Source organism: Listeria costaricensis (assembly GCF_900183385.1).
Taxonomy (GTDB): Bacteria; Bacillota; Bacilli; order Lactobacillales; family Listeriaceae; genus Listeria; species Listeria costaricensis.
On sequence record NZ_FXUT01000005.1, the window covers coordinates 73621 to 95432 of the forward strand.

18 protein-coding genes are annotated in these 21812 nt (G+C 46.2%); 4 read left to right on the top strand and 14 right to left on the bottom strand.

The features are described 5' to 3' along the window. Position 1 precedes the first annotated feature (1 nt). Complete coding sequence (locus CS921_RS04620) at positions 2-430, top strand: arsenate reductase ArsC (RefSeq protein ID WP_099221889.1); 429 nt, start codon at positions 2-4, stop codon at positions 428-430. Beyond that, entirely contained in the window at positions 431-1780 is a 1350-nt protein-coding gene (locus CS921_RS04625) for an MATE family efflux transporter (protein WP_099221890.1), read from the top strand. A gap of 105 nt (positions 1781-1885) precedes the next feature. Here the strand turns inward: CS921_RS04625 and CS921_RS04630 are convergent, their stop codons facing one another. Both CS921_RS04630 and gltB read right to left on the bottom strand, forming a co-directional pair. After that, the gene (locus tag CS921_RS04630; RefSeq protein ID WP_099221891.1) at positions 1886-3358 is read right to left on the bottom strand and encodes a glutamate synthase subunit beta; all 1473 of its coding nucleotides are present in this window, start codon (positions 3356-3358) and stop codon (positions 1886-1888) included. A 20-nt stretch (positions 3359-3378) separates the two neighbouring features. After that, positions 3379-7971 carry a glutamate synthase large subunit gene (gene gltB, locus CS921_RS04635; RefSeq protein ID WP_099221892.1) on the bottom strand — a complete coding sequence of 1531 codons (4593 nt, stop codon included), beginning with the start codon at positions 7969-7971 and terminating at the stop codon, positions 3379-3381. Between the two features lie 206 nt (positions 7972-8177). Here gltB and gltC point away from each other — a divergent pair, with 206 nt between their 5' ends. After that, positions 8178-9065: a glutamate biosynthesis transcriptional regulator GltC gene (gene gltC / locus CS921_RS04640; RefSeq protein WP_099221893.1), complete on the top strand. Its 888-nt coding sequence runs from the start codon at positions 8178-8180 to the stop codon at positions 9063-9065. A gap of 50 nt (positions 9066-9115) precedes the next feature. On the opposite strand, the gene CS921_RS04645 is transcribed toward gltC, so the two are convergent. The 10 genes from CS921_RS04645 to CS921_RS04690 all read right to left on the bottom strand — a co-directional run bounded on the left by CS921_RS04645 (position 9116) and on the right by CS921_RS04690 (position 18985). Next, positions 9116-9628, bottom strand: coding sequence for a GNAT family N-acetyltransferase (locus CS921_RS04645; RefSeq protein WP_099221894.1), 513 nt, complete (start codon positions 9626-9628; stop codon positions 9116-9118). Beyond that, positions 9625-10731, bottom strand: coding sequence for an iron-containing alcohol dehydrogenase family protein (locus CS921_RS04650; RefSeq protein WP_099221918.1), 1107 nt, complete (start codon positions 10729-10731; stop codon positions 9625-9627). The genes CS921_RS04645 and CS921_RS04650 overlap by 4 nt, the downstream gene beginning before the upstream one ends. Positions 10732-10745: 14 nt before the next feature. Further along, on the bottom strand, positions 10746-11792 hold the full coding sequence (locus tag CS921_RS04655) for a sensor histidine kinase (protein WP_099221895.1): 1047 nt from the start codon (positions 11790-11792) through the stop codon (positions 10746-10748). Between the two features lie 14 nt (positions 11793-11806). Continuing rightward, on the bottom strand, positions 11807-13546 hold the full coding sequence (ade, locus tag CS921_RS04660; RefSeq protein WP_099221896.1) for an adenine deaminase: 1740 nt from the start codon (positions 13544-13546) through the stop codon (positions 11807-11809). A gap of 15 nt (positions 13547-13561) precedes the next feature. Further along, the gene (locus CS921_RS04665; RefSeq protein WP_099221897.1) at positions 13562-14017 is read right to left on the bottom strand and encodes a hypothetical protein; all 456 of its coding nucleotides are present in this window, start codon (positions 14015-14017) and stop codon (positions 13562-13564) included. An 8-nt stretch (positions 14018-14025) separates the two neighbouring features. Then, positions 14026-14919 carry an NAD-dependent epimerase/dehydratase family protein gene (locus CS921_RS04670; RefSeq protein WP_099221898.1) on the bottom strand — a complete coding sequence of 298 codons (894 nt, stop codon included), beginning with the start codon at positions 14917-14919 and terminating at the stop codon, positions 14026-14028. A gap of 84 nt (positions 14920-15003) precedes the next feature. Beyond that, on the bottom strand, positions 15004-15681 hold the full coding sequence (locus tag CS921_RS04675) for a response regulator transcription factor (RefSeq protein WP_099221899.1): 678 nt from the start codon (positions 15679-15681) through the stop codon (positions 15004-15006). Positions 15682-15740: 59 nt separating this feature from the next. Beyond that, a complete protein-coding gene (locus CS921_RS04680; protein WP_099221900.1) occupies positions 15741-17717 on the bottom strand; it encodes an ABC transporter permease in 1977 nt (658 codons plus the stop codon). Continuing rightward, entirely contained in the window at positions 17704-18471 is a 768-nt protein-coding gene (locus CS921_RS04685; RefSeq protein WP_099221901.1) for an ABC transporter ATP-binding protein, read from the bottom strand. The genes CS921_RS04680 and CS921_RS04685 overlap by 14 nt, the downstream gene beginning before the upstream one ends. A gap of 151 nt (positions 18472-18622) precedes the next feature. Beyond that, positions 18623-18985 carry a hypothetical protein gene (locus tag CS921_RS04690; protein WP_162921694.1) on the bottom strand — a complete coding sequence of 121 codons (363 nt, stop codon included), beginning with the start codon at positions 18983-18985 and terminating at the stop codon, positions 18623-18625. A 362-nt stretch (positions 18986-19347) separates the two neighbouring features. Between CS921_RS04690 and CS921_RS04695 the strand changes: the two genes are divergently transcribed. Next, positions 19348-19857, top strand: a complete 510-nt coding sequence (locus CS921_RS04695; protein WP_338037316.1) for a shikimate kinase — start codon at positions 19348-19350, stop codon at positions 19855-19857. A 16-nt stretch (positions 19858-19873) separates the two neighbouring features. Here CS921_RS04695 and CS921_RS04700 read toward each other — a convergent pair whose 3' ends face one another. Together CS921_RS04700 and aguA are read right to left on the bottom strand one after the other, a co-directional pair. Then, positions 19874-20653 carry a MurR/RpiR family transcriptional regulator gene (locus tag CS921_RS04700; RefSeq protein WP_099221904.1) on the bottom strand — a complete coding sequence of 260 codons (780 nt, stop codon included), beginning with the start codon at positions 20651-20653 and terminating at the stop codon, positions 19874-19876. Between the two features lie 14 nt (positions 20654-20667). Continuing rightward, positions 20668-21777: an agmatine deiminase gene (aguA, locus tag CS921_RS04705; protein WP_099221905.1), complete on the bottom strand. Its 1110-nt coding sequence runs from the start codon at positions 21775-21777 to the stop codon at positions 20668-20670. Positions 21778-21812 lie beyond the last annotated feature (35 nt).

Here is a 21812-nt window from a genome sequence, read left to right on the forward strand (position 1 = left end):
TATGTTAAAAATTGCTTTTATTTGTATTCATAATTCTTGCCGTTCACAAATCGCGGAGGCCTTAGGGCGAAAACATTTAGAGGGAGTGGCTGAAGTTTATTCAGCTGGAACGGAAGCCTATCCGGAAGTTAAGCCACTTGCGATTGCTGTCATAAAAGAATACGGGCTTGATCCCAGCAGCCAACATCCCAAGCTGTTACAAGACATTCCGGAGCAGCTCGACATTCTGATTACCATGGGCTGCGGTGTCAGCTGCCCGGCTGTCCCGGCTAAACATCGGGAGGATTGGGGACTGAGCGATCCTAGTGGCGGCCCAATAGAAGATTTTAGAATCACTCGTGACTTGATTGAAGCGAAAATATTGGAACTAAAGGAGCGTATTAGCAGGAATGAATTTGAGAATGGAATGGATACGCCCGGAGCTATCTAAATGAAACAGCTTGATATGACGATAGGTGATGAGAAAGCTTTACTATTGAAACTGGCGCTGCCGATCATTGCCTCTAACTTTATCCAGACTGCATTCGGCATGATCAATATGGTGTGGATCGGCCGCTTGGGAAGTGATGCTGTCAGCGCGATTGGGACTGCCAGTTTTTTTCTCAATTTAGCCATGGCACTTTCGACCCTAGTGGTGATTGGAACAGGCATTCGAATCGCCCAGTCGCTGGGATCTGGTCAGAAAGAAGCTGCTGCTCGTTATTTGAAAAATAGCTTGTTCTTATCTTTCCTGCTTTCTGTGCTATTTGTCGCAATTATGGCACTTTTTTCAGAAAGCTTTATTCGATTTTTCGATTTGAATCAGTCCTCTATCGAGCGAATGGCTGTGGATTACCTTCTTTACTCACTAATCGGTATTCCTTTTCTATTTTTATCCAGCACGCTGACAGCTGTTCTGACCAGTTATGGAAATACCAAGCTGACCTTTCAAGCAAATGCCATCGGACTGATAACCAATATTTTACTGGATCCATTGTTGATATTTGGACTTGGCCCGCTTCCTGAAATGGGGATCATAGGGGCTGCTTGGGCAACCATTTTAGCCAGACTACTCACGCTTTTAATCATGCTGTATTTCGGTCGCACATATATCACGGAAAGTCTGAAGCAACCACTCTCACTGAAACAAATGCTAGAAACGAGTAAAATGAGTCTACCGGTTACCTTGCAGCGAATCATTTTTATCCTAATTTCTATTTACATGGCCAAAATTATCGTACAATTTGGCACTGAAGCCATCGCCGTTCAAAAAATCGGTGTGCAGATTGAATCTATTTCTTACATGACCATTGGCGGGTTGCAAGGGGCCATTGCTGCATTTGTCGGCCAAAATTATGGCGCTAAACGCATGGATCGGGTTCAATCGGGCTTTCAATCCGCGCTAAAGCTTGTGGCTATTTTCGGGAGTGTAATTTCAGTTGTGTTTATCCTTTTCCCCAAACAGCTTTTCGGTCTCTTTATTGATGAAACTGCCGTTATTGATATGGGGGTTGGTTATATGCAGACGCTGGGCTTTTCACAGCTCTTTATGTGTATGGAATTATTAGCTGTCGGGGCCTTTAATGGAATCGGTCGAACTTATGCCCCGCCCGTTGTTTCGATCATTTTTTCAGCTGCTCGAATTCCACTGGCACTGATTCTCTCGCGTTTTATTGGGCTGGAAGGAATTTGGCTCAGCATCAGTATCACCAGTGTGATCAAAGGGCTACTTTTGACAGGTTGGTTCCACATAATCGCCCGTAAATTGTCCCATGTGCAAAAATCCATTCCCTCAAACTAGGTTCCCCTATAAAAAATCAGCTAGCTGACTATGACCCGCTTTAACGAGCGTAACCTGTCAGCTAGCTGATTTTCTTCTTTTATGCCACGTTTCATCCGTCCGCATTCATGGTAAAAACGTTTCATTCATCAAATAAAAGTCCACTTCGCGTGCCGCTTCTCGCCCCTCTGCCATCGCTGTAACAACAAGGCTTTGGCCATGTCTGGCATCCCCGCAAGCAAAAATTCGTTCTTCGGTTGTCCGGTAAAAACCTTTAGCCGCGTCGATTGTATGGCGGTCTGTTTTTTGAATGCCGAAATTGTCGAAAATATCACGCGTCGTTCCTGCAAAACCAATCGCAATCAAGACTAAATCGGCCGCATAGAATTTTTCTGTGCCGGGAATATCTTGATAACGATGGGCATTTTCCGGATCCGGCTCCACATCGACTGCATACAGTCCTTTCAGTTCACCCGCTTCATTTTTTTCAAATCGAACGGTGTTGACGAGATACTCGCGCGGGTCATGACCGTACACTGCCTCTGCTTCCTCGTGGGCATAGTCCATTTTAAACGTACGCGGATACTCTGGCCAAGGATTCTGCTCTTTTCGCAGTTCCGGCAGCTTCTCCTGAATCCCAAACTGGCGAATTGATTTGGCTCCTTGCCGCAGAGCTGTTGCCACACAGTCGGCTCCCGTATCACCGCCGCCAATGACGATTACATTTTTTCCTTCTGCTGAAAGTGATTGCTTGCCGCCATGATCCAAATTGTCGATTGTTGCCTGCGTGAGGTAGGGCACCGCCATATGGATTCCTTTTGCATCACGCCCTGGTATAGAGACATCGCGCGCATTGCCAGCACCAGTTGCTAGGACGATCGCATCGAATTGTTCTTTCAATTCACTTACCGAAATATCAATGCCGGCTGCAACTCCCGTGACAAACCGGACACCTTCCTCTGCCAAAAGATTGACACGACGGGATACCGTTTCTTTTTCAAGCTTCATCGTTGGGATTCCGTACATCAGGAGACCACCCAGTCGATCGCTTTTTTCATAAACGGTGACACTGTGCCCCGCCTTATTGAGCTGGTCGGAGCAGGCAAGTCCAGCAGGTCCAGAGCCAATCACGGCTACTTTTTTACCGGTTCGCGCGAGTGGCGGTTCTGGTTTGATCCAGCCTTCTTTAAAGCCGCGGTCAATAATGGCCTTTTCAATCGATTTGATTCCAACAGCCGGGTCGTGGATGGCTACCGTACAGCCCCCTTCACATGGAGCCGGACAAACGCGTCCCGTAAACTCCGGAAAATTATTCGTTTTTAAAAGCAAGTCTAGCGCCAGCTTCCAGTCGCCCTGATACACCGCATCGTTCCATTCTGGAATCAGATTATGGAGCGGACAGCCGGAGACGCCATTTTTAATTTCCATTCCCACACTGCAAAAGGGAACGCCGCAATCCATACATCGTGCCGCCTGGAGGGTTAAGTCTTTCTCAGGCATTGGCAAACTATATTCAAACCAGTCGCGCGTCCGCTTTTTTGGATCGCGATTAGGTGTTTGGATACGTTCATAGTCTATAAATCCTGTCGCTTTTCCCATCTTGGTTCACCTCACCTTTCCTACTTCGCCACCGGGCTTAAAAGTTTGCCGTCTTTATGCTCATAAAAGGCTGCCAGTTCTGCCGCATCATGCGTCTGACCGCTCTTTTCCAATGCTTCAATCCGTGTCATCATCAACTCATATTCATGCGGAATTACATAGCGGAAATTTGCCTTTTCTGTTTCCCAGTTGACCAGAAGCGCTTTGGCAAACGGGCTGCCCGTATATGCCGCATGATTCTGGATCATTTCCAGCAGCAGTTTTTCCTCACGCGCCGACTGAATGGAACGAATGGAAACAAGCTCCTGGTTGGTTTTTTGACGAAAAGCCGCTTCGTCTGGTGCATAGACATACGCCACGCCGCCTGACATTCCTGCCGCGAAATTATCGCCAGTCTCGCCCAAAACGACGACCGCACCGCCTGTCATATATTCACAGCCATTGTCGCCGATTCCTTCTACAACAGCCCGTGCCCCGCTATTTCGGACCGCAAATCGAGCTCCAGCTGTCCCGTGCATGTAGGCCTCGCCGGAAGTTGCTCCGTAAAGTGTGACATTGCCGACAATCGCCGACTCATGCGCTGCGACTGGTGTCCTCGGATCATGCGTTACAATCAGTTTGCCGCCTGACAAGCCTTTTCCAAAGTAGTCATTGGCATCTCCTTCCACACGAAGCGTCATGCCCCGTGGTGTAAAGGCACCAAAGCTTTGGCCCGCTGCCCCGACAAAAGTCAAATCGATGGTGTCATCCGGCAAGCCCGCCGCTCCGTATTTCCGACTGATCAGCGAACCAGTGATCGTTCCAACTGCTCGGTCGATATTGCGAATCGGGAAGCGTCCGGTCACTTTCTTTCCCGCAGCAAGGGCAGGAGCGACAACCTGCGGCAATTCTGCCAGATCCAATGTTTTTTCCAAATGATGATTTTGTTTTTTCGTGCAGTATTGCGTTTCGGCCAAATAGGTTGCATCCGTATAAAGCATTGGCCCAAAGTCGAGATATTTGGCTTTCCAATGCTCATTTTTCCGGGCATGTGTCGTCAAGAGCTCCTTGTGCCCAATCAGCTCATTAAGTGTCCGGAAGCCGAGTTCTGCCATCATTTCGCGCATTTCATCCACAATAAAGTGGAAGAAATTAACCACATAGTCCGGCGAGCCTTGGAATTTTTTCCGCAGTTCCGGATTTTGCGTGGCTACACCAACTGGACAGGTATCCAAGTGGCAGACACGCATCATGACACAGCCGAGCGTCACAAGTGGTGCTGTTGCAAAGCCGAATTCTTCCGCACCTAGCATTGCCGCTATTAAGACGTCTTTCCCTGTCATCAGCTTGCCGTCCGTTTCGACAACCACTTGATTGCGCAAACCATTTAGAAGCAGCGTCTGGTGGGTTTCAGCAAGCCCAATCTCCCACGGAACACCCGTATGCCGAATACTGCTGCGCGCTGCTGCCCCGGTGCCGCCTTCATAGCCGCTGACCAGAATCACATCTGCATTCCCTTTCGCCACGCCGGCTGCAATCGTTCCGATACCAGTTTTCGACACAAGTTTCACATTGACACGTGCTTCTTTATTGGCATTTTTCAAGTCAAAAATTAGCTGTGCCAAGTCCTCGATCGAATAGATATCATGATGCGGCGGTGGGGAAATCAGTCCGACGCCCGTAGTGGAACCACGTGTTTTCGAAATCCATGGGTAAACTTTTTTCCCGGGAAGATGTCCACCTTCGCCTGGCTTTGCCCCTTGTGCCATCTTGATTTGCAGTTCATTTGCATTGACCAAATAGTGGCTGGTCACACCAAAGCGGCCGGATGCCACCTGTTTGATTGCACTTCTTCTAAGATCTCCATTTTCATCTGGCGTAAAGCGGGCGGGATTTTCGCCGCCTTCCCCGCTATTACTGCGGCCGCCAATCCGGTTCATCGCAATGGCCAGTGCCTCATGCGCCTCCTGACTGATCGAGCCGTAACTCATTGCACCAGATTTAAACCGTTTGAAGATGGCTTCTTTCGGTTCCACTTCTTCAAGCGGAATCTTTGGTCGGTCACTTTTAAAAGTCAGCAGGCCGCGCAAGAAAGCATTATTCTGATTTTGCATCAAATCAGCGTATAAATTATAGGCTTCGCGATCATTCGTCCGGGTCGCCTGCTGGAGCGAATGGATGGCTAGTGGATTATAGACATGGTATTCACCGTTAGAACGCCACTGGTATTCCCCGCCAGACTGCAAGGTGAAGCTTTGATAGCCAATATCATGGAACGCCTCGCGATGTCTGAGCCACGCTTCCTGTGCGATTACCTCGAGTGGGATCCCTGAAAGCTGGCTGGCCGTCCCGCGGAAATAGCGGTCGATGACTTCCTGTCCAATGCCGATCGCTTCAAAAATCTGTGCGCCTCGGTAGCTTTGAATCGTCGAAATGCCCATTTTAGACATGACTTTCAAAATGCCATCTGTCACAGCTTCCAAATAGCGTGCTTCTGCCTCGTCCAGCGTAAAGCCTTTGATCCGTCCTGCTCGAATCAGCCCGTCAAACGTATCGATGGCCAGATATGGGAAGATTGCGTCCGCCCCGTAACCAACGAGCATGGCTGAATGGTGTACGTCCCGCGCCTCAGCCGTTTTGATAATCAAACTGACCTGCGTTCTCGTGCCTGCTTGGATCAAATGATGATGGACTGCACTGGTCGCAAGTAGTGACGGGATGCCAATTCGTTTGGCGTCAACTCCCTCATCACTCAAGACGATCAGTTCGGCCCCTTCTGCCATTTTGCGATCCACTTCGGCAAAGATTGCTTCAAGCCGCTCGTCAAGATGGTCGCGTTCCTCTTCGGTAAACAGAATGTCGATCACTGCGGTAGGCCGATCAAATTTTTGCTGCAGCAATAGGGCCGCGTATTCTTTTCGAGAAAGCATCGGCGTCTTCAAGCGGATCCGGTGGGCATTCTGAGCATTCGGCGCAAGGATATTCCCCTCATTGCCTAAAAGTGTCATCGTCGAAATAACCGTCTCTTCCCGCAATCCATCAATCGGTGGGTTGGTTACTTGGGCAAACAGTTGTTTAAAATAATGGAATAAGAGCTGCGGACGATTGGAGAGAACCGCGAGTGGCGCATCATAGCCCATTGCCCCCATTGGATCTTTTTTCTCGGTGACCATCGGGATTAGAATCTTGTTCAGCTCATCTTGTGTGTAGCCAAAAGCGCGCTGCTTCTTAAAGCATTCCGATTTAGTCGGCGGCACGTAAGCCAAATCCGGACTAACTAGTTCCGCCAAATCTGTCAGCTCCTGGTCCAGCCACTCCCGGTAAGGCTTGGCAGTTGTCAGCTGTTCTTTGACCTCCTGATCAGAAATGATGCGACCTTCTTCCAAATCAATCAATAGCATTTTCCCAGCGCCAACCGTTTCTTTCCGAACGATTTCTTCGGGTTCCACAGGTACAACGCCTGTTTCAGAGGAATAAATAATCGTGTCATCCTTGGTCAGATAATAACGAGCTGGACGCAAACCGTTGCGATCCAAAATCGTCCCGATCACGCGACCATTGGTGAATGAGATCGACGTCGGCCCATCCCAAGGCTCCATTAGTGTAGCATGATATTCATAAAAAGCTCGTTTAGGATCCGTCATATTCGGATTTTTGTCCCATGGTTCAGGGATCAGCATCATTGCAGCATGCGGCAGGCTTCTTCCTGACTGCACCAGAAACTCCATCGCATTATCAAGCGTAGCTGAGTCACTGCCGCTTTCATCGATAATTGGCAGTAATTTTTTCAAATCATCCCCAAAAACAGCCGTTTCTGCGCGTTTTTCCCGGGCTTTCATCCAGTTTAGGTTGCCACGTTGGGTGTTGATTTCACCATTGTGAATCAAATAGCGATAAGGATGTGCTCTCTCCCAGCTCGGAAATGTATTGGTCGAAAACCGCGAATGCACGAGTGCGAAAGAGGACGTATAGGCTGGATCCGCCAAATCCAGATAATAGCGATCGATCTGTTCAGGCGTCAGCATTCCTTTAAAAATAACCGTTCGTGTTGATAAGCTTGGAATATAGAAGGTTTCCGTAATTTCTTTTGCCCGCGCGGCGAAATTTTCGATTTCTTTACGAATCACATATAATTTACGTTCAAATGCTTCCTCACTCAAAGTGGGCTCTTTCGCAACAAACAATTGATAAATGGCCGGTTCTGTTTTGCGCGCCCCAGCACCGATCTTCGTGCGATCAGTCGGCAGCTTGCGAAATCCTAAAAAGGTTTGACCATATTGCTGAACGAGCCTTTCCGTCTGTTCCATCAACAGCTTTCTTTGAGCCTCAGCCTGCGGAAAATTGAACATTCCCACTGCATAATGATATTTTTCAGGTAATTCAATACCGATTTCAGCCGTTTTCAAACGGAAAAAGTCATCTGAGATCTCAAGCAAAATTCCTGCACCATCTCCGGTATCACCGCCCACTTCACCCCCGCGGTGTTTTAACTGACAAAGCATATGAATACCCTGTTCCACAATTTTATGAGTCGCACGATGCTTGATATTTGCAACAAAGCCGATGCCACATGCGTCGTGTTCGTTTCTCGGATCGTATAAACCATGTTTTTTAGGTAAGCCGTTATTTCTCACTTTGAAAACCTCCTAATAAGCACCTGTGTTTCGTCGGAATAAACAAAATAGACAGAAAATTGATTTCTGACTATGGATTCCGCTTTTGCCAAGTACCGTCCTTTGTTACCTTTTGTGTAAGTTCTATTTTATTCCTTTTCATTTATCGAAACAATATATATAATAGAATAAAACAATCTCAAATTGAGAACGAAAGAAGGATGGACATGGAACTTCGCCAGTTGAAATATTTTATGGAGGTCGCCCGGGTGGAGCACATGACCCAAGCATCGGAAAATTTACACGTGGCCCAATCTGCCGTCAGCAGACAGATAACCAAGCTAGAAGACGAGCTAGGTGTACAGCTTTTCGATCGAATTGGCCGCAACATGCAGCTGACCGCAGTGGGCATGGATTTCCTGCAGCAAGCAAAGATCGCACTGAACGAACTTGAAAAAGCCGAGGCACTTGTGAGTGAATATACCGATCCGGCCCGTGGCACCATCCGTGTAGGCCTGCCGAATTCGCTAGCTGCCAAGGTTTTACCCGCTGTTATCTCCGCCTTTCGTGCTGAATATCCAGACGTCACCTATCGTTTTATGGAGGGCTCCAATGCCGAGCTGATGCAGATGGTCGCACGTGGCGATCTCGATCTGACTTTTCTTTCCCCCGTCCCCGAGGAAAATGAAAAAATTGCCCCGACACTTTTGTTTGAAGAAAAACTAAAATTGATTGTCCCGCATGATCACCTGCTTGCTGAAAAAAACAGTGCTTCTCTTGACATGCTGCGCGATGAAAAATTTATTCTCTACCCAGAAGAATTTGATCTTTATAAAATTGTCACGGCTTGTGCAGAAAAAAAAGGCTTCACACCGAAGATCGCTTTTTCCAGCAAGGACTTCTATACGATTCAAGGTCTGGTTGGCGCCGGTCTTGGCATTAGTATTCTGCCGGAAATGATTTTAGATGGCGCTATTTTTAAAGAGACGAAAAGTATTCCTTTGACAAACAAGGATTTGCGTCGATCAGTTGGCATCATTACGACTAAAACACGTACACTTTCCCCGTCAGAAAACCTTTTTCGTCAATTTATCCTGAACTTTTTCGCCAAATAAAAAACCAGCAGTCGAGCGCCCGTTCCTTGTGGTCCGCTCGACTGCTGGTTTTATTTTGAAAATGCCTCGGGATACTGAATCGTCCCAGCCAAATTTTTCAAGCTGTCCGGATATAACTCCAGCAGCAGATAATTTTCTTCCGGTACTGCAAACGGTGCAGGAATGCCAAAATCCGTTGATGGTCGGAAACCAAAACGCGGATAGTAATCGGCATGACCCAGTACGGCAACAGCTGGGTAGGCCTTTTGTTTGGCCAGTCGCAGCCCCTCTTCCACCAGTGCACTGCCGATCCCGTTTCTTTGATGGGCGGGACGGACCGCCAGTGGTGCGAGTCCTAAGATCAGCCGCGTTTCATCCGCCGTCTTCAATTCAATCTCACTGAAAAGCAAATAACCGGAAAGCGTCTGGTCGCGCAGCTCGGCAACCAGTGACAGTGCTGGCAGATAGTAAGCCGTAGCGCGGATCTGCTCGACAAGATCGGCCTCATCTTCGCGTCCAAATGCTTCTGTTAGTATTGCCCGAATGAGCAGATTTTCTTCCGTTTGCTGTTTTCTAATCCTCATTGAGCTTGCTCGACTCGTTTCTGCGCCATATAGTCTTCCAGTTGAACCATCGCCTGATAGACAACTTCACTTGTGATATCATCGCCCATCATGTGGATCGTTTCGCCCGGCTCAGATGCCCGATGAGCCACCACATGAAGCGCCTCATCGGGCAGGTCTCCCATATCCATATCAAACAAAGAAGCAGGCAGTCCGAGCTCCCGGTAAAACGGCAACAATTGCTCGATTTCCGCCCAGTTTCCTTCAATCACCAGCTGCACCAAAATCCCGTACGCCACCTTATTGCCATGCAGAACGCGGTGAGATGCTTCCTGCGTTGTGAGGGCATCGTGAATGGAGTGGGCACCGGAAGTTCGACCATAGTCATCGCCAAAGCCGCCTACCATTCCGCCGATCATAATATTCGTTTCCACCGTTTTGACAAATGCTTCATTGAGTTGCCCCGTCCGCATTGCCGTGAGAGCCGCACTGCTAAGCGACAACAGATTATCCCGACACATTTTTGCCGCAAAATAAGCGACATCGATTTCAGCTGAGCTCTTTTCCAACTGCCGAATGATCACGTCCGCTTCATACCATTTTGCCAGCGTATCGCCAATCCCAGCCACCATCAGTTCAAGCGGCGAATCTAAAATCACTTCCGGATCAATCAAAACGAGCGCGTTACTTCTCGGGAAAACATCATAGCGCAGCATTTGTCCGGCTTCGTTATACATCACGCTAAGCGGTGTATAGGCAGCACAGGTTGCGGCCAAAGTTGGCAGGATGATCGCCGGAGCCCCCAGTACATGACAAGCGGCTTTCACTACATCGGCCACTTTTCCGCCGCCAACACCCACAATCGCCTCGCAATTTTCTGCCTGCACGAGCGCTACCACACGCGCTACTTCTGCATCTGTACATTCAAAATGGTAGGTGTCAAATACCGCTTCCACCTCGTTCAATTCAGGAAACTTCGCCTCTGCCACCTGCCAAGATTTTTCGCCATGCAAGACCAGTACGCGTTTCAACGACCGGCGTTTCAAATGCTCTTCAAGTGTTTTCCAGCTTCCTACTTCACATACATATTCCTGCGGCGCACCGCGTACTATCAATTCTGCCATTTCGTCAAGTCCCTTCAATTATGATCTTTTGCCACTAATAAATAATTCTCCAAACTTTCAAATTGAACTGTTACAACGGTTCCTTCGCCTTCCACGGACGCAATTCGCATGGAATGACTCAGCTTTCCCGCCATCTGCTTCGCTAAATAAAGCCCCATGCCAGTCGCCTTCTTTTCTTTTCGTCCGATCGCCCCTGTAAATCCCTGCTCAAAGACGCGCGGCAGATCCTCAGGCGCAATCCCTCGCCCATGATCCTCAATGTGCAAATCAAGCCTTTCCTGCGGCGTTTTTTCGCACCAGATTTTGATTTCACTGCCCGGCTCGCTGTACTTTAATGCATTGGAAATGAGTTGATCCAAAATAAAGCCCAGCCATTTGGAGTCGGTCCGTACATCCACGTCCACATTTTCAAGCGCAATTCGCATTTTCCGTGAAATGAACAGCTTGGAATGACGCTTCACAGACTCCCGCACGATCGCACCGAGATTCTGCTCCTGAATAAAATAATCCTTCGCAAATGTGTCGAGCCTTGAAAAATACAAAGCCTGCATGACCAGCTTGTCGATTTGGTCCAGCTCCTGATCCACCTGTTGAAAAATCGTCTGGCTGTCATTCAAGTCTGGATTTTGAATCAGCATTTTGCTGGCAACAATCGGCGTTTTCACTTCATGCACCCAATATAAAATAAAATCATGATACTCTTGCTGCTTGTCCTGCAGTTGACTGATCGTTTTTTGCTCCTCCACATGCTTTTTGCGCATCAACTCATTGAAAAAAGCTTGCTCATTGGTGCGCGGTTTGGGCAGCAGCTCGATAATATTTTCCTCAATCTCTCCGTCCACGAGTTCACGCATTTCTTTCCAATATTGATACTTAAAACTAAAGCCCAAAATCAAATAAAAAATCAGAAAAAGAAACATGAACAAAAACAAGTAGATAAAATTATCCAGCGACAAGCGACTGTTGGGATCAATCGTAATCAAAAGCCCGACAAAAAACATCAATGTAAAGAAAAACAGCAGGAAAAACCGTTTATCTTTCAAATAACGAAGCAAATCCATAGAAAAACTCCTTTCTATTCGGTCACTTCAAGCGGGATCACAGCAAACTTACGGAAATCAAATAATCCTTGATCGGTCAATTTCAGCTCTGGAATAACTGGGAGCGTTAGGAAGGATAGCGTTAGGAATGGATCAAATCCTTCCGCATCACTAATGGAACTAAAGGCCCGATCTAATCCGGCGAGCGCACTTTCCACGGCTTCATACGGCTGATCACTCAACAGACCGCCAATTGGTAGCGGCAAGTCTTCCAAAACTTCGCCCTCACTAACAACAGCAATTCCGCCGCCAATTTCTGTAATATGCGCAATCGCAAAGGCAATATCCGCATCACTTGTTCCAACCGCCACAATATTATGCGAATCATGAGCCACCGTTGTCGCGATCGCCCCTTTTTTCAAGCCAAAGCCCGTTACAACTGCCACGCCTACATTTCCAGTAGCCTTATGCCGCTCGACAACGACCATTTTGGCAAGGTCTTTGGCCGGATCAGGCTGGAAGAAGCCATTCTTGACAGTCACTTCACCTTGCAGTCTTGCCGTAAACAGGCTGTTCGGCTGCATACCAATCAGATGGATGTGCGCACTTTTCAGCGGCAATGCCAAATCTTTTTCTGTAAAAGTATGATTGATCGCCGGAGATTCAAAACGCATTCTTCTCGTCCGATTAAAGCGTGTCTCGATGCGCTCACCATTTTCCACAACCACCTCACCGCGTTTCATCACACGGGAAATTTTGACCGTTTCAAGGTCGCGCAAGAAAACGATATCCGCCTGATAGCCCGCAGCAATCGCCCCTAAGTAAGGCAGATTATGGCAGTTCGCGGCATTAATCGTCGCCATTTGGATCGCCGTGATCGGTTCCACACCATTAGCAATCGCCAGCTGGATATTGTAATTGATCGAGCCCTCCTCAACCAAGTCAGGAATCAATTTGTCATCCGTACAGAATGTAAACCGGTGGCTGTTGCGTTCTGTGACTGCCGGCAGCGTCTGAAGCAGGTCACGTCCAACCGTTCCTTCACGAAGCATGACAAACATCCCAGCCCGCAGACGATCGAGCGCTTCCTCCGCAGTGGTGCTTTCATGATCCGTCCGAATCCCCGCCGCCAGATAGTTATTCAAATCCAAGCTGGAAAGACCGGCCCCATGTCCGTCAATTCGGCCGCCTTCACGTTTGGCATCGATAATTTTTTGCAGAATGTCCTCGCTGCCGGAAGCAACCGACGGAAAGTCCATCACCTCTGCCAGCCCGATCACCTTATCATGCCGATAGAGCGGTTTTAAAGCTTTGGCGTCCAGCGTCGCACCATTGTTTTCCATCGGTGTTGCGGGAACCGAGGACGGCAGCATCACAAACATGTCGAGCGGTGCCCCTTCCGCATCCTCCAGCATAAACTCAATCCCACTCGTTCCAGCCACATTGGCAATTTCGTGTGGATCCGTTACCACGGTTGTTACGCCATTTGGCAGTAGGACTCGGGCAAATTCATGCGGCGGCACCATCGCACTTTCCACATGGACATGCGCATCAATAAAACCGGGTACTAAGAATTGCCCCTCTGCATCGATGACTTCTTCCGCCTCTTCAAATTTGCCAATTCCAGCAATATAACCGTTTTTAATGGCGATGTCCTGATGCATGACTTCACCTGAAAAAACATTGACAATCCGGCCGTTCGTAATAATCATATCCGCTTTGCCGCGATAATCACTCACAGCAATCCGTTCTTTTAATTCTCTCACATTTTCCATCTTGTTTTTTGCCTCCTAATCTTGAAAACCTTCATCAGCCAGATAGCCTAAAGCCGCTTCTCTTGTCGGAAAAACAGCCTCCACATTTTCACCAGTATAGATGATCCACATTTTATTTTCGTAGCTGAGCTTGAGCGCATCCCCGTTTCCATCCTGATACCACTCATAGAAACCTTCCTGATAAGGATCTCCGTCAGTCGAAAGATAGCCGATCGCTTCTTTTAAAAGCTGCTCAATCTCACTTTCAGACAGGTCGCGAATGTTCAAATAGCCTTCTTTATCCAAATCATCCCGCTCCAAAAACGGCGCATACAGCCAGGCATTGCCATTTGGATGCAGATGCTTGATGACCAGCGTCTTTTCTCGTTTACTGCCTTCAAAGTGATAATTTAGCCGCCCCATTGAAACGGATTTCTCTTCCAGTTCGTCAAATCGGGCAAAAATTTGTTGTTTCTGTTCAAAAGTTAGCATGCTTTTATTTATTCCTTCTTTCCGATATTTTCATTATTTATCAGCTGTTCGGCAAGTTCCGGCAGCCAAGTATGTAAATCTAAAAAAGAAAAGCCCGCCTGTTTGGCCTTTGTTTGATCCAAGTAGAAATCCCGCTCTGCCGAGAACGGCGATTCATCCTCTTCTTCTGTGACCGCTTCGATGAGGGCTTTTTTCCCCACCATCAGCTCCAGCTTTTCCATCAATTCAGCCAGTGTATACGTCCCCTCAGAAGCCGCGTTGATCGGACCAGTCCAATCAGATTCCGTCCCCACCCAGAAGAGAAACCGCGCCGCTTCATCCGACCGAATAAAGCCTATCCGTGACTCCGGCTGACTAATTCCAATCTCTTCGCCACGTGCAATATGCTGCAAATGAAATACGAGGCGTTTCGTATAATCATCCGTTCCAAGCACGATTGGAAAACGGACAGCTACAACCGGAAAATCGGCCTTCTGGAAAAACACCGCTTCTGCCAGTCTTTTCCCTTCCCCGTAGTCAAAATCTTCCTCGTCACCCGTTACGATTTCATAATGTGAAGCATCAAAATCTTCTTCCTGCAAGGCTCGCCCTTTTAAACCATAGACAGATAAGGAGGACGTGAAAATATAACGCACCGACTGCTTTTTAAATGCCTGCACGGCGTAAAGTGCCTCCTGCGGTGAAAAACAAATATTATCATACACAAGATCAAACGGCTCTTGCGCTAGACTGAAAATCTCATCGCGATGCTTCCGGTTCATTCGGACATGCCGCACATTTTCTGGAAAACGGGCGACTGTTTTCCCCCTTGTTGCAACCGTTACTTCATGTCCTGCTGCGGCTAAAAGTTCCACCAGCCGCTTGCCAAAAAAACGCGTCCCACCAAAAATAAGTACCTTCATTTGAACAACCTCCTCCAGTAAATCTAGAAAAACAGGAAGCGCTTCTTTCTTTACTGGAAAGAAAAACGAGCGCTTCCTGCATGACTATTCAATCATGTAGCCCTGACCTTTTTTTGTTTTAATAAAATCCTGCAAACCAATCTCTGCCAGTTTTTTGCGGATCCGTACGACATTGACTGTCAGCGTGTTGTCATCCACAAAGCTTTCATCTTCCCAAAGCACGCGCATGATTTCTTCACGACTGACAATGCTGCCTTTTTGTTTCATCAGTTCATACAAAATTAGAAACTCATTTTTTGTCAATTCTACCTTTTCATCTAAATAAGTGAGCATGTTGGTGTCGATATGCAAAAAGACATTGTTATGCTCGATAATATTCGGCTCTTCTAAATCCGCATAGGAATAAGTCCGTCTGAGAAGCGCATTAATCCGCGCCATCAAAACATCCAAGTCGACCGGCTTTTCAATATAATAGTCGGCCCCCATGTTCATGCCCATAATCTGATCCATCCGCGAATTGCGCGAAGACAGAAAAATAATTGGTACATTTGAAACTTCCCGGATTTGATTGCACCAGTAAAAGCCGTCAAAATTAGGCAAATTGACATCCAAAATAATCAGCTGCGGTTCAAATTCAAGAAATTCATTTAAAATATTACTGAAGTCATTCACGGGACGTACATCAAAGCCCCATTTGGCCAGATGCTTTTTGATCGTATCGCGAATCACCAAATCATCTTCAACAATGTATACTTTGACCATCTTTATTCCTCCAAATTCCTTCTGCTTCTATTTTAGCTGAAAAACAGCCACTTGAAAAGCTAAGGACGATTTCGCAGCACGATTTTTGTGTAATTGTGAATGCAGAGCCAGTAATAGATGCCGTATAACAGGCAATATACCGTAAATACCACTAAGACAGGCGTTTTAATTTCATATTCAAAATTGATACTGAGATCGACCATCGCCATTAAACTATGTGAAAGCCCAAGTATCAGCGGAATGGCAAACATGGGAATCAGCTGTCTGGCAACGGTTATTTTTAATTCCCGCTTTGTGAGCCCGAGTTTCAGCAGTGTTTGAAACTTGTCACGCTCCTCAACGGCTTCTGTAATTTGTTTAAAATAAATGATACTTCCCGTTGCCATAAAGAAAATAATCCCGATAAAAGTCCCAATGTAAAGGAAAGTTCCCATATAAATAGAAAACATATGGTAATTGGCATAGTAACTGGAAATATTTTCTGACCAAAAATTAGGTTTTCCATCTACAATGGCTTGTAAAGTGTACGTCAAATCTTCCGCCCGATCTTCATTTGTCACATCATAACTTGTAATCCGTTCCGGCTGTTGCGTCTTTTTCAACATTTCATACGTTTTATTATTGACCACGATAGCAGCCAGCCCATAGTTATCATTATAAAGCGAGTAATCTCGGAAATCGGTTATCTTAAAAGTAAAGAGCGGTTGATTATTTTTGTCTACCAGCGTATAAGGGATTTTTTGATAATCTACTTTTCCATCTTCTTCCGCTTGATGCTCATATTGACTGATCAACACCGCTTCATGATCAGCAATCGACTTAATCTTTGCGTTCATCCCGCCCTCAATATCATTCAACCGATTAAATTCATTCATGCTGATCACTGAAAAATTGGCGTGGTTGGTCCAATAACCACTCGGGACACGTACATTGTCATCCTCCAGACCTAATTTAATATACTCACTATGCGTTTTATAAAGAAGATTGTGGTCGGTAGAAGAACGCAGCGCATCATCCACTTTTTTTTCTTTCACATCGGAAAGGTTTAAAAACTGATAGCTGACGGGGTTATCCTTTCGAACTTTATCCAGTACCGGATAATACAAACTGCTCATGCCAGCAATGATCGTCATCGTCGCGGCACTCAAGATCGCAATCATCGCCAGCGTATTGGCATTATGCTTGATTCTGTATCGCAAGGAAGACAGCACGAGCATATTAACACCGCGATAATACGTCGGATCATTCAAATAGCAAAAACGAATGATCGCCGGCACCCCGTAACGAATCACCACCCATGTCCCCAGAATCACGCAGGACAGAATAAGGATCATTGTTTCAGAGCCGCCAAGTTTTGACCAGAAACCGCCGACAATCGGCTGACAAGCGAGATAATACCCAAAACCGATCAGTCCTAATCCGACAATGGATAAAATCAGCGACCCGCGTGGATTTTTCTTTTCAGCAACCTCCTTTTGAAAAAGACTGATCAGACTGCTTCTAAAAATAAAAATCAGATTGTACAGTGAAACCAGCAGCATGATCCCCAGAAAAACCATAGCGGTGGCTAAAATGGCCTTTCCCGAGATCACGATTCGGGTGTTCACATGGAGATCCACCACCCAAAACAGTAGCATCGTAAACAACTTTGAAAAAAAGATCCCGGCTAATATCCCAGAAATAAGAGCCAGCAGATAGAGCAGAATATTCTCAAAAAATAGCAACAGCGAAATTTGAATTTTACGCAGACCGAGCAGCGAATACATCCCAATTTCCCGTTTCCGCCGTTTAATAAAATAGCTATTGGAATAAAAAATAAAAAACACTACGAAGAGCGCAAGTAGTAGCGCCGCGGCAAAAAAGAGTGCCGAACCGTACAGCTCCCATTTTTTAAAAATCTGATCGATCAATGGATAGTTGGCCAGCGTCATAAACGTAAAGAATATCACAACGGAGACAACAACCGAGATAAAATAGATCAAATATTGGCTGAGATTCCGGCTCATCGAATGATAGGCAATCTTAAAGAGGGTCATCAAGATCACCGCCAAGCATGACTAACACTTCCAGAATTTTATTGAAAAACTGCTTTCGATTCATTTTCCCGCGATAAATTTCGGTAAAAATCTCCCCATCTTTGATAAACAAAATTCGTTCGCAATAGCTGGCTGCAAATGTGTCATGCGTAACCATCAAAATCGTCGCATTCCGCTCTTCCTTCGCCGCCGTCAAACTGTCCAGCAAATTCGTCGCCGCCTTTGAGTCAAGCGCTCCTGTCGGCTCATCAGCAAAAATCAGCTCTGGTTCTGTAATCAGCGATCTGCAAACAGCCGTCCGTTGCCGCTGCCCGCCGGAAAGTTCAGTTGGATACTTATTGCGCAAATCATACAGGCCAAATTGTTTGGCAAGTGTCATAAATTTTTGGTTAATTTCTTCGACTGGCACTTTATTTAACACAAGCGGCAGCACAATATTATCCTTCAGCGTCATCATATCTAACAGATTATAATCTTGAAAAATAAATCCCAGCATGTTCCGCCGAAATAAAGCCACTTCTTTTTCCGTCATTTTGGATAAAAGGCGACCGCCAATTTCAATCTCCCCGCTTGTCGGCTTGTCAATCGAGGACAGCACATTTAATAGGGTCGATTTCCCGGCTCCTGATGGCCCCATCACACCGACGAACTCCCCCGGATAGACTTCCATTGAAATACTGCCAAGTGCTGGAAAAATATTTCCTTTTGAACCATAAACTTTCCGTATTTTTTTCGCTTTCAGCACTGGTTCCATATTTACGCTCCTTTAATCACTTTTTGCCTATTTTACCTGAGTTTTACCTATTTGACCATAGCCTATAGTCGTATCTTACAAAAAAACCGAAAGCAGATCAGAAAAAAATCCACTTTCGGCCTCCAATTAATGTTTTTTTACACGTTTATGGCTATAGCGAAACATGATGCAAGTGGGTTGCCCTCAGCTCCGTCCCGCCGAAACGCGCAGCTGCCTGAATGATCGAATCCTGCAGGTTTTCCAAACTATCAGCGGAATCCATTGCCCAAATATCAAATGCAACCTCCTGCTTGCCTGCGATTTCCGTGTACAGCACCAAACGTCCTTGCGTAAAAAGCGGCATGCGCGGTTGGACGATTTCAAGCGCTGTAATGGCCTCGTAGCTTTCAAAATCGCCCCGATAGCTGACGCCTTTTTCGGAAAGCTCGATTGTTGGCATGACATTTAGCAGCTGAGCACCCGGGCGAATAACACATGTTCCCATCAAAAAGATGCCTAAAATCCATTTTTCCATATCATTAATTCCTCTAATATGGCTAAACGCTAAAAAAATGAGGATCCCCAGCGCCGCCCACAAACACAGGTTAGAAAAAATCAAACGGCGATTCACAAAAATCTTATATGTACTTTGTTCCAACTTTTCTAAATCCATAAGTCGTCCCTTCTTCTCACTTGATACTTCCATTGTACACGGTTTCACTACACAAAGAAAGGCTAAAAATGAGAAAAAATTCGTTTTCGCTTTATTTGCTTAAAGAATTGAAGCGCGTTATAATAGAAAAAATTCATTGACGTTTCATTCGAGTGTGCTATAATTACTTTAATACTTTTAAGCGATAAAACAAAAAGGAGGAGACTATCATCGAAAAAGTCATACTGATTGGTTTCATGGGGGCTGGCAAAACGACTGTCGGAGAAGCCCTGGCACACAAAACAGGCCTGCCTTATCTGGATATTGACGAAGAAATCGTCCGGGAACAAGGCATGCCAGTAACAGAAATATTTGCCCGCTTTGGTGAAACGCGCTTTCGGGAGCTTGAACATGAAAAACTGAAAGAGCTGGCTGAAACAAGTGCAATTATTGCGACTGGCGGCGGTATTATATTGAATCCGCTCAATCGAGAAGTTCTTGTCACACATCCGGCACCCGTTGTTTACCTTGAAACGGATCCGCATGTATTCCTCAAACGTTTGGAAGGCGATACCAGCCGTCCACTTGTTCAATCGAAATCCAAAGAAGAAATTCAAGCGATTTTTGAACCACGCATTCCGCATTATCAAGCCTGTGCGGATTTTATTATCAATACAGATCAGTCCACACAAGATGAACTCGCCGATCAAATTATCGCTTTGCTACAAACACCGAACCTTTCTGCTCGCAGCTAATCACTGTGAGCTTTTTTTATTCTTTTGGATGCTGATCCTCCATATATTGATAAAGAATCAGTTCCATAATGGCGATCGTTGAAATTCGCGATGTGATATCCAAATTATCCAGCTCGATTTCATCTGTAAAAATATACAAATTGATATCGCTTAAATTTTGAATAATATTATTATCCGCCCCAGTGATGGAAATCAACATGGGCGGCTGTTTCCTGCTGCGCAATTTTTGAGCGGTTTGAATCAGCTCGATATCATGCCCGCCATATGTGAGAATAAACACCAGATCTTCCTTGCGAATATGCGGCAGAACCGCTTGCCGATACTGATAATCTTCCGGAAATTCCACCATAAAGCCACTCATCGTGTATAAATATCGAATATACTGCGCCGCATGTTTGCTGAGTCCTTTGGCAAAAATATAAACACGAGGCCGGTACATTAGCTTTCGCGTGATCTGCGTCAGTTTGGAGGGCTCCAAAACGCGCACCGACTCAATAATATTTTTCAAGTATTCTTCCCGATAATCTTTCTGATCCACAACAAAGGGCGACGGTTTTTCTTCCACTTTTCCAAGAAGGGTAAATTTAAGCACTGTCGTAAATTCACTATATCCCGTAAACCCAAGCTTGCGAACAAAACGTAAAAAAGTCGTCGTCGAAACAAAGCATTCAGCGGATACTTCCCGGATACTTTGATTTTTGATTTCATTCATATTTTTCACGACATAATCGAAAAGGATGCGTTCATTGCGCGTCAAGGTGGCGATATTTTTGCTGGATATTTCAAAAAAGTCCATGATAGATTCTCCTTTTATCGAGCCGGATTCTGATGTTTGGGAATATGCTGCGTGATACAGTGGATATTTCCGCCGCCAAGCAGAATTTCGCGTGCCTGCATACCGACAATTTGCCGATCAGGATATAAACTGGCCAAAACTTCACGTGCCGCATCGTCCATTGGATCATCGAACAAAGGAAAAATAATCGCCCCATCGGCAGTATAATAATTCACATAAGACGCAGCTAATCGATCGCCGGGCTGTCTGGGAAAAGTCCCATTGATCGCTTCTACCCCCTCGCTTTCTTCTTGCGTTATATGTACTTGCTTAGGCGTCACTAATTTATGCACTTGAATATGGCGCCCTTTTGCATCCTTTTCCCGCTCCAAAATAGACAGACATTCCCTTGAAATGGCATATTGCGGATCGCTTTTATCATCAGTCCATGCAAGAACGGCCACACCAGGTGCCACAAAGTTAAAAATATTGTCCACATGACCATTCGTTTCATCTAAATAAAAACCATGCTTCAGCCAGATCACCTTCTGCACATTGAAATAGTCTTTTAAAGTCGCTTCAATCGCCGCTTTCGACAGCTGCCCATTTCGCCCCTCAGAAAGCAGGCACTCTTCTGTTGTCACGAGGGTTCCTTCCCCGTCCACATGAATGGAGCATCCTTCTAAAATAAAGTCTGGCAGTGAATAATAATCGATCTCTTCCAATTCGCAAATTTTGACCGCCATTTGATCATCTTTCTCCCAAGGGAAATACAGCCCATCCAAAAGACCGCCCCACGCATTAAAACGCCAGTCAATCCCCCGCATCGTCCCTTGCTTATTCAGCAAAAAACTAGGGCCATAATCTCTAATCCAAGCGTCATTATTGCTCATCTCCACCACGCGGATCCGACTTTGGAGCATACTTCTGGCATTTTGATACTGCTTTTCTGATACCAGCATTGTGACAGGTTCAAAATCGGCAATCGCTTCAGCCACTTTCGCATAACTTTTCTGCGCCGGCTTCCCGCCAAGCCGCCAATTGTCCGGGCGCTCCGGCCATATCATCAAGCAACCGGCATGCGGCTCAAACTCTCCCGGCATATAAAATCCATCTTCTTTTGGCGTACCGCTTAAACGTATCATCCCGTGAATTCCTCTCCCCAAAAAGTAGTTTTCTC